Origin of the sequence: Protofrankia symbiont of Coriaria myrtifolia (assembly GCF_900634755.1) — a bacterium.
In the GTDB taxonomy this organism is placed as follows: Bacteria; Actinomycetota; Actinomycetes; order Frankiales; family Frankiaceae; genus Protofrankia; species Protofrankia coriariae.
Genome location: NZ_CAAAFS010000171.1, coordinates 1 through 10,453, shown reverse-complemented (window position 1 = coordinate 10,453; position 10,453 = coordinate 1). Strand labels below are relative to the sequence as shown.

Genomic DNA, 10,453 nt, shown 5'->3' with positions numbered 1-10,453 from the left:
GCCGCGCGCGGCTGCCGGCGTCCGTGCCGGGTGTCGCGTGGGCGGTCGTGGTCGTGCTGATCGTGGCGAACCTGAGCCCGCTGTGGCGCGGCCAGTTCGTCGAGGCCGGGCTGGACCGGCCCGAGACGCTCCCCGGCTACGAACTGCAGGCCGCCGCCGACCTGGACGCGGCGGGGACGGCCACCCGGGTCCTGGAACTGCCCGGGGCGCCGTTCTCGCACTACCGGTGGGGGACGACCCTCGACCCTGTCCTGCCCGGGCTCATCGAACGGCCCTTCGTCTCCCGCGAGCTGATCCCGCTGAGCGCCGCCGCGTCCGCCGACCTGCTGCGCGCGCTGGACCGCCGGCTGCAGGAGGGGGTGTTCGAGACCGGTTCGCTGGCTGACATCGCCCGGCTGATGGGTGTCGGCGACGTGCTGCTGCGCAGCAACTTCCAGTACGAGCGGTTCCGCACCCCGCGGCCGGTGCCGACCTGGCAGCTGTTCACCGACCCGGTGCCGGCGGGCCTGACCGCGCCGCGCCGCTTCGGGCCGCCGGTGGCCGACACCCCGCAGATCCCCTTCAACGACGAGATCGCCCTGGGCACGCCCCCGGGCGCTCCCGCGCCGCCGGCGCTGGCCGCCTTCGGGGTTCGGGACGCCAGGCCGATCGTGCGCACGGCGACGACCGCGGCCCCGCTGCTGGTCAGCGGGAACGGTGAGGGGCTGGTGGACGCGGCGGCCACCGGGCTGCTGTCCGAGGCGGTGGCCGGGAACCGGGCCATTCTCTACACCGGCTCGCTGGCCGCGGACCCCGCCGGCCTGCGACAGGCCCTGGACGACGGCGCCGACCTGCTGCTCACCGACAGCAACCGACTGCGGGCGGAACGCTGGAGCTCGGTCCGGGACGGCTACGGCTACGTGGAAACCCCCGGCAGCGCGCCGCTCACCCCCGACCCGAACGACAACCGGCTGCCGGTCTTCCCGGACGCCACCGCGGCGTCCCAGACCGTCGCCGTGCTGCAGCCTTCCGGCCAGTCCGCGCCGACCGCCTCCGCGCGGATCGCCTCGGTCGAGGCGACCGACTACGGCAACACGTTCTCCTACAGCCCACCGGAGCGCCCGGCCGGCGCGGTCGACGGCAACCCGGACACCGCCTGGCGGGTGGGCGCGTTCACCAACCCGGCCGGGCAGCGCCTGCGCGTCGACCTGGCCGGCCCGGTGACCACGGACCGGGTCCGGCTGGTCCAGCCGCTCACCGGCGCGCGCAACCGGTGGATCACCAAGGCGACGCTGCGCTTCGACGGCGGCTCGCCGGTGACGGTGCCGCTCACGGACAGCTCCCGGGATCCCGCCGGCCAGGTGGTGACCTTCCCCGCCCGCAGCTTCACCCGGCTGGACGTCACCGTCGACGCCACCAACACCGGGACCCGCGCGAACTACGCCGGCCTGTCCAGCGTGGGGTTCGCCGAGGTCGACATCGTGACACCGGACGGGAGCGCACCTCACGTCCAGGAACTGCTGCGGATGCCCGCCGACCTGCTCGCCGCGGCCGGCGAGGACTCCCTGCGGCACCGTCTGACACTGCAGATCACCCGGGACCGCGCGAACCCGGCCGAGCCGTTCAAGTCCGACACCGAGCCGGCCGTCGCCCGCACGTTCACCCTGCCGACCGCGCGGACCTTCACTCTGACCGGCACCGCCCGGGCCTCCGCCTACGCCGATGACCTCGTGCTCGGCGCCTCGGTCGGCCGGCCGACCGACGGGGTCACCACCGAGTCCTCCGGCCGGCTGCCCGGCGACCTGGCGGCCGGCAGCGCCAGCGCCTTCGACGGGGATCCGGCCACCGCGTGGAGCCCCGGCTTCGGCATGCAGCAGGGCGCCTGGATCCAGATCAACTCCCCCCGGCCGGTGAACCTGTCCGAGCTGACGCTGTCCGTGGTCGCGGACGGCCGCCACTCCGTGCCCACCGCCCTGGGACTGATCGTGGACGGCCGTCGGGTGGACACCCTCACCGTCCCGCCGGTCAGCGACCTCGGACAACCCGGCGCGAGCCAGACCGTGACGATGTCCTTCCCGCCCGTACGGGGCAGCAATATCCGTCTCGTCGTCGACAGGGTGCGGCTGGCCACCACCGTCGACCCGATCAGCGGGACCCGGATCTCCATGCCGGTCGGGCTCGCCGAGGTCGGCCTCGCCGGCCTGCGGGTACCCCCGCCGCGGGCCGGCATGCCCGACACCTGCCGCGACGATCTGGTGACGATCGACGGGCGTCCAACCCCCGTGCGGATCACCGGTTCCGGCACGGACGCGCTCGGCCGTGCCGGGCTTGCGGTGTCGCTGTGCGGCGACCCGATCGCCCTGGGTCCTGGTGACCACGTGTTGCGGACCGTCGAGGGCGCGCGGACCGGATACGACCTCGACCGGCTGATCCTCACCTCGCAGCCCGTGGGCGCGCCGACAGCGACGGCACCAGCGGCATCGGCGGCATCGGCGGCTGCCGGCCCCACTCCGGCGAGCCCGGCGGCCGGCACGGCCACAGCCGCGGGCCCGGCAGCGACGGCGACGCCGGCGGTGGCGGTCACCGACTCCGCGGCGACCTCGTTCGGGCTGCGGGTCACCGGCGCGCAGCCCGGTCAGCCGTTCTGGCTGGTGTTCGGCCAGAGCCTGTCCGCCGGCTGGCGGGCGACCTCCGGCGACACCGACTACGGCCGGCCCGTCCTCGTGGACGGCTACGCCAACGGCTGGCGGATCACCCCCACCGCGGCCGACTTCGACATCGCGTTGGCCTGGACACCGCAGACGCTGGTGTGGCGTGCCCTGACGGTCTCCGGTATCGCCCTGGTGTCCAGCGCCGTCCTGCTGGTGGTGACGGCCCGCCGCCGGCGGCGGGCCGGCCAGGGGCCGGACGGCCCGCCGGACCTGCCGGTGTTCGAGCCGCTGGCCGCCCGCGCCGCGCGGGTCCCCGTCCTGATCGCGTTCGCGCTGGCCGCCGCGGTGGCCCTGGTCGCGCTGGCGCTGGTCAACCCGGTCGCGAGCGTCGTCACCGGGGTGAGCACGCTGGCCGCCCTGGTGCTGCCCCGCGGCCGGCTGCTGCTGCGGGTCGCCCCGGTGGTCCTGCTCCTGGTCAGCGTGGGGTATGTCGTCCAGGTGCAGCTGCGCCACCACCTGCCGGTCAACGGGGAGTGGGTCCAGGAGTTCGACAAGATCGCAACTGTCTCCTGGATCGCGATCCTGCTGCTGGCCGCCGACGTGGTGGTCGCGGCCGCGCAACGCCGCCGCGGGAAGGCGTGAGCCCACCCGCCGCCTGACCGGGGCCCGGTCAGGCGGGACCGCTCAGGCCCACACGCCGACGCGGTCGTGGCCGGCGTCCCCGTACCCGGCGCCGTTCTGGCCGGCACCGTTGTAGGGCATGCTGCCCGCCCGGCCCGTCATCGCGCTGGTGGCGCGCAGGGCGTCGCGCAGCGACCCCTCGGCGTCGTGCAGCGCGGCGCTGGGCGGCTGATCAGGCCGGGTGGTCGCGACCCCGACCGCGAACGGTGCTGCCGCGGCGATGTCCCCGCTGGAACGCAGTCGGGTGAGCAGGGTGTCCGGCTCGACGTTGCTGTCCGCGGGCAGGGCCGCCACGAACCGGTTGTGCGACCAGCGGGCGAGCTCGACCCCGGCGCCGGCGGCCGCCCTCAGCCCGGCGGCGAAGTGCCGCAGGACGTATTCGTCGGCGCGGACGAAAGCCTCCCCCTGCCGGTGGTCCGGCACCCCGAAGAGGCACACGGCGGTTCCCGCCGGCAGGCCCTGCAGGACGGTCAGGAAACGGTCCCGGCTGGTCAGGCCGGTATCCGGGTCGACGCCGATCTCCCGGACCCGGACCTGCGCCGTACGCAGCCGCGCCAGGGTGTGGCCGGCCTGCCCGCCGAGCAGGGTGACCGCGCGCAGCCCCGCCTGGTCGACCCGGGCGCGCGTCGCCGCCCAGCATGCCGCGACCAGGCCGATCAGGCCGCCCTCACCGGGGATCGGCACCAGCAGCGCCGAGGCGATGTGGGGCCGACGGACGACCTGGTGCGGGAACGGCCATGACGTCGACACGTCGGGGAAGAAGACCGGTGCCCGGGTGCGCAGCACGGTACCGATACCGGTCTCGTCACTTTCCGTGAAGCGAGCCCCGGGAGAGATCATGGTGTCCTCGTCTGGTCTCGTGGCGGACGCGGCCACGTGGAACACCGTCGAGCCGGGCATGTCCGCGAGCAGCAGGCTGACCGCGTCCGCGTCGAGCAGGCTGCGGGAGACCTCGGCGACCGTCGACACCGCCGGGTCGAGATGGTCCGGGTACCAGAACTGGTCGAGCGTGCCCAGCGCGGTGGTGACCTGGTCGACCATGCACACGGCCCGCCGGGCCGCCAGCAGGTGCGCGTTCTGCCGCCCCAACGCGGCCAGTGACTCCTTCTGCCCGGGGGTGAGAGCGCGCGCGACGCGGTCGAGCACCGCGACATGGCCGATCACCGTGTGGTCCGGAGTGCGGATCGGCGCCGCCGCGTAGAACCGGAACGGGCTGCTCGGGCCGAGCGCGGCCAGCCGCGCGAACCGGGGGTCGCCGGCGATGTCGGGAATCTCCACCACGGCGGGCCCGTCCGGTGTGTTCAGGTCGACCAGGTCGAGGAGAGCCTCCCGGGGCAGTTCGGTGGCGGTCGACCCGTACCACGCCCGGCGCCACTGCCGGTCAGCGTTCCGGAAGGCGACGAACGCCACGGGCGTGGCGCACAGGCGGGCGGCCAGCGTCGCGATCTCGTCGAACGCGTCGTCCCGGTCGGGCTCGAGGAGCTTGTGGCCGGGCGGGGCCCCGTGTCGGGCCGGTTCGTCCGCCGGTGTCAGGGCGGCGAGCGGTTCGGTGTCGCCCGGCCCGGGCCCGGGCCCGCCGCCGGCTCGCGGCCCGCGGGCGGGCGCCAGCCCGCAGGAAGCTCCCGAAGCCTCCTCGGGTACCAGCCCGTCGCCGGTGGCCGACGCGGCGGCCACCGGCTCGGCAGCTGCCGGTCCGCCGCCGGCTGCCGGCGCGCTGTCAGATGCTGCGGCTCCCGGTTCCGTACCACCGGGGCGCGCGGCGCCGCCGGGCTGCGGCCCGGTGGCGCCCACGGGGGCCGGGGGCACCTCGCAGGCGCCGGCGCGCAGCACCGTCAGCAGGTGCGCGGAGGGCGGCTGCGGGGACGAGATCGCGTCACCCTGCAGCAGATCGCAGCCCAGCTCCATCAGCATCCGCATGGCCCGGGCGTCCTCGACACCCTCCCCGACGACACGCAGCCCCAGCCGGTGGCCGAGCTCCAGGACCGAGCGCACGATCGCGACGTCGGGCAGGCTGCCGTGGGCGTCGGAGACGAACCCCTTGTCGATCTTCACTTCGTCGAACGGCAGGGCCTTGAGGATCTCCATCGAGCTGTAGCCGGTGCCGAAGTCGTCCAGCGACAGCTTGACCCCGCGGGTGCGCAGCTCCCGGAGCATGGCGGCGGCCCGCGCAGGCTGCGTGACCAGCGCGCTCTCAGTGATCTCAAGGGTCAGGACGTCGGCGGGCAGTCCGTGCCGGGACAGCGTCTCCGACACCAGGTCGGGCAGGTCGTCACGGACGAGCATGCGCGCCGAGAGGTTCACCGACACCGGGATGTGTTCGCCGGCGCGGGCCCAGTCCGCGCACTGGCGCAGGGCCTCGTCCAGCACCCACTCGGTGAGGTCGATGATCAGGGTCGACCGTTCCGCCATCGGCAGGAACGAGCCGGGCGCCAACAGCCCCCGGCTCGGATGCCTCCAGCGCAGCAACGCCTCCACCCCGGCGATCCGGCCAGTCTGGCGGGACAGCAGCGGCTGGTAGTGCAGCACCAGCTCGCCGCCGGTGATCGCGGCGCGTAGCTGCGCGTGCAGGGCGAGCTCCGACGGGCACACCCCGCCCATACCCGCGTCCCAGACGCCGACCCGTTCGCTCTCACGGCCGGCGGCGTGCAGGGCCGCGTCCGCGGCCGGCAGCAGCGTGCCGAGGGTCGTGCCGTGCATCGGGGCGGCCGCCACGCCCGCGCTGACCTCCACCTCCACGTCGACCCCGTCGATGCGGAACGGGCCGCGCAGCTGCCTGATCACCGTACGGCCGATCGCGCGCAGGTGCTCGTGGGCGGCGGCGGGCTCGTCGGACAGCTCAAGCCCACACAGGACGACGGCGAACTCGTCACCGCCGAGACGCCCGACCAGGGCGGGATCCGTCGCCACGTTACGCAGCTGCCTCGCCACCACCTGGAGTAGCCGGTCTCCGGCGGGGTGACCGAGGGCATCGTTGACCTCGCGGAACCGGTTGATGTCGAGGAGCACCAGGACGGCGTGCCGTCCGGTGGCGACCGCCTGGGCGATCGCAGGCTGGGCGACGTGGGCTAGACCGGCCCGGTTCGCCAGGCCCGTCAGCAGGTCGCGGACGACCAGCAGGTGGTTCCAACGGCCGACCCAGAACGTCACCAGGGTGGTGGCGACGATCGTGACGATGGCCATCACCGCCGCCGCCCCACCGGCGTACAGATCGCCCTTGAGCGCAACTCCCAGCACAGCGCCGGCGCTGACGACCAGTGCGTGCAGGAGCGCGACCCGCAGGCGGCTGACCATCGCGGCGTAGGCGGCGATCCAGAAGTACCAGAGCAGATAGAGGTCGCTGTCCCGGCCGGAGTCGCTGCCGCCCAGCGCGATCGTGACGGCCAGCACCGAGGAGAACACCAGCAGCCGGTGCGCTCCCGGCCGGATCCGGGTCAGCAGCACGGCCGTGAGCAGATTGGCCGTGCTGATCGCCACCGCCAGCCACGTGGCGAGCTGGCCCTGCCCCGGCGAGCCGGGCAGCAGGGCCAACGCCGTGAACGCGACGATGCCCACCGCGGAAAGAACGATCAGAAAAAGCCGCCGGTCCGTGAAGAACGAGAGGCTCACTGCGATCGATCCTCCTGCCATCGGGTGCGCGGTGCCACGGCCGGGCGCGGCACCATCCGGTGCGACGCTGTCCGGGCTGTCCGGCGTGACGCCGTCCGGTGTGGCATCGCGCCCGGGGACTGTGGCATCGCGCTCGGGGACACCGTCCCGCGGGGTACCGCGCCCCGGCGGCCATGGCGTGTTCGGTCGTATCGGCATGGTCCGGGACAATCGGGCGTGACAACGCGGACGGCTTTATTCCGCGGCCACCAGCGCACTACGGACAGCGACACAATGCCTTTCCGCCGGGCCTCGGCATCGCTGCCGGACCTCGGTCTTTCCGCGGGGCCTCGCCGGGCTGACGAAACCCGTCGGCCCACGGCTGGGAGCAGCCCGCCCACTGCGACACAGCTACCCGGGGCAGCCACCCAGACGCGAGAAAATCAACTCGGCAGGATACGGATGGGAACGGACCGGACATTTAGTTGACGTTCATGTCACGACACGAGAACGATGCCGTTTCTCCACCGTAACCCGAATCCGGCGGTGCACGCCCACTCCGGTGGAATCTGGTGGCATCACGCCCGCAATGGCCGCCCGTCCAGGCCCGCGAGCAGGGCGAATGCTCACTTTTCGCACAAGGTGCCCTACAGATTTCGCACAACAGTTCCTACGGACTCCGCCCACACGAGCCCTGCGCACAGGGACTCTGCGCACACGGCTGTGGCGAACAGCGGCAGAACGGACGACGACAGTCCAAAAACGGATGATAAAAGAACAACGGCAACGGAACAGGTGGCAGCAGGACGGACAGCAACAGAAATGGTCGCCAGAAGGTATCAGTGTGCCGCGTCGTCCCACGTACGGCCGGAACCGACGCTGACCTCGAGAGGAACCGACATCTGGTAGGCCCCACCCATCTCGGTCCGCACCAGCGCCTCGACATCGGCGCGCTCGCCCGGGGCGATCTCCAGGACGAGCTCGTCGTGCACCTGCAGCAGCAGTCGCGACCGCGCCCCGTGCTCCCGTAGCTTCCGGTCGACACCGAGCATTGCAATCTTGATGATGTCGGCCGCGGACCCCTGGATGGGGGCGTTGAGCGCCATCCGCTCGGCCATCTGCCGTCGCTGCGTGTTGTCACTGGTCAGATCGGGAAGGTAGCGGCGGCGGCCGAGGATGGTCTCGGTGTAGCCGTCCGCGCGGGCCCGTTCGACCACGCCGCGCAGGAAGTCCCGCACCCCGCCGAACCGGGCGAAGTACGCCTCCATCTGCTCACGGGCCTCCTCCGGATGGATGCCGAGCTGGCCGGCGAGCCCGAACGCCGACAGGCCGTAGGCCAGCCCGTAGGACATGGCCTTGATCCGGCGGCGCAGCTCCGGGTCGACCTCGTCCACCGGGATGCCGAACGCCTGGGCTGCGACGAACGTGTGCAGGTCCTCACCGGAGGCGAACGCCCCGATCAGCCCCTTGTCACCGGAGAGGTGCGCCATGATGCGCATCTCTATCTGGGAGTAGTCGGCCGTGAGCAGGGACTCGTACCCCGCGCCGACGACGAACGCCCGGCGGATCTGGCGGCCCTCGGCGGTGCGCACCGGGATGTTCTGCAGGTTGGGGTCGGCCGAGGACAGCCGGCCGGTCGCCGCGATCATCTGGTTGAACGTCGTGTGGACCCGGCCGGCGTCGTCGATCATCGGGATGAGCGAATCCACCACCGTGCGCAGCCGGGCGACGTCCCGGTGGCGCAGGAGCACGGCCAGCAGCGGATGGTCGGCCTGGGTGGAAAGCCAGGCCAGCGCGTCCGCGTCGGTGGTGTAGCCGGTCTTGATTTTCTTGGTCTTCGGCAGGCCCAGCTCGTCGAAGAGGATCACCTGCAGCTGCTTGGGCGAGCTGAGGTTGAACGGCCGGCCGACGATCTCCTGGGCCTGCGCGGCCACCTCGGTCACCTGCGCGCCGTAGTGCTTCTGGAGGTCGAGCAGATGGTCGGTGTCGGCCGCGATCCCGGCCCGTTCCATCCCGGCGAGCACCGTGACCAACGGGAGCTCGACGTCGCGCAGCAGCGCGGTGGCACCGCGGCGGGCCAGGTCGGCGTCGAGGGCGTCGGCGAGCTCCAGCGTCGCGCGGGCCCGCACGACGTCGGCGGCGGCCGCGGCCGCCTCGTCCGACCCGTCGATGGTCAGCTGCCCTGTCTCGGACGTCTCCGGGCGCAGGTCGCGTCGCAGGTAGCGCAGGACGAGGTCGGCGAGGTCGAAGGTGCGCTGGCCGGGCAGGGCCAGGTAGGCGGCGAGCGCGGTGTCGCTGGTGACGCCGGCGAGGGAGAAGCCGCGGGCGGCGAGCGCGAGGATAGGCCCCTTGACGTCGTGGACGGCCTTGGGCCGGCTGTCGTCGGCCAGCCAGGCGGCCAGCGCCGCGTCGTCGTCCGCGGTGAGCGCGACGGGGTCGATCCAGGCACCGGCGCCGGCACCGTCGGCGGTGGCGAACGCGAGACCGGTCACGCTGCCGGTGCCCCGGCCCCAGCTGCCCCGGACGTACACGCCGAGGCGTTGCCCGTCGCCGGTGTGCGCGGCCAGCCAGCCGGCCACCTCCCCTGGTGCGAGCGTCTGCGCGGTCACCTCAAAGCCCGCGTCGGCCTCGGGCTCGACTGTGCCCAGCGCCGCGTACAGCCGCTCCCGCAGCACCCGGAACTGCAGGGTGTCGAAGAGCTGGTGGACGGCCTCCCTGTCCCACGGCCGGAGCTGGAGGTCGGTGGGGGTGACCGCCAGCGGCACGTCACGGGCCAGCTCGGTCAGCGAGCGGTTACGGATCACGTTGGCCAGGTGTGCGCGCAGCGACGCGCCCGCCTTCCCGCCGACCTCGTCGGCCCGGTCCACCAGCGCGGCCAGCGACCCGAACTGCTGAATCCACTTGGTGGCGGTCTTCTCCCCCACCCCGGGCACCGACGGCAGGTTGTCCGACGGGTCCCCGCGCAGCGCGGCGAAGTCCGGGTACTGCGTCGGGGTGAGGCCGTACTTCGCCTCGACCTCGGCGGGGGTGAACCTGGTCATGTCGCTGATGCCACGCCGGGTCATCAGGACCGTCACCCGCTCGTCGACGAGCTGCAGCGCGTCCCGGTCGCCGGTGACGACGAGGACCTGCATGCCCAGGGCCGCGCCCTGGGTGGCGAGCGTGGCGATGACGTCGTCGGCCTCGTACCCGGCGGCGGTGACCCCGGGGACGGCCAGGGAGTCGCACACCTGGTGGATGAGGCTGACCTGCCCGACGAAGTCCGCGGGCGTCTCGGCTCGTCCCGCCTTGTACTCGGCGTACTGGGTGTGCCGGAAGGTCGGCGTCGGCAGGTCCCAGGCCACCGCGACGTGGGTGGGCCGCTCGTCCCGCAGCACGTTGATCAACATTGAGGTGAAGCCGTAGACGGCGTTGGTCGGCTGCCCCGTCGTGGTGGAGAAGTTCTCCACCGGCAGCGCGAAGAACGCCCGGTAGGCCAGGGAGTGACCGTCGAGGAGGAGCAGCCGCGGTTCACCCGCCGCGGCCCCCGCCGCCGGCGCCGCGCCGGCGGCGGGGGC

At 73.3% G+C, this 10,453-nt stretch carries 3 protein-coding genes; 1 reads left to right on the top strand and 2 read right to left on the bottom strand.

Translation table 11 applies throughout. The features are described from left to right. Window positions 1-3,272: alpha-(1->3)-arabinofuranosyltransferase domain-containing protein (locus tag CM1CMNOD_RS09700; protein ID WP_131773954.1), on the top strand; the 3,272-nt coding region annotated here is incomplete at its 5' end. A gap of 42 nt (window positions 3,273-3,314) precedes the next feature. On the opposite strand, the gene CM1CMNOD_RS09695 is transcribed toward CM1CMNOD_RS09700, so the two are convergent. Together CM1CMNOD_RS09695 and polA are read right to left on the bottom strand one after the other, a co-directional pair. Then, on the bottom strand, window positions 3,315-6,917 hold the full coding sequence (locus CM1CMNOD_RS09695; protein WP_013873482.1) for an EAL domain-containing protein: 3,603 nt from the start codon (window positions 6,915-6,917) through the stop codon (window positions 3,315-3,317). An 818-nt stretch (window positions 6,918-7,735) separates the two neighbouring features. Beyond that, window positions 7,736-10,453 (bottom strand): DNA polymerase I (gene polA / locus CM1CMNOD_RS09690; protein ID WP_431607657.1); only part of this gene is annotated, 2,718 nt, incomplete at its 5' end.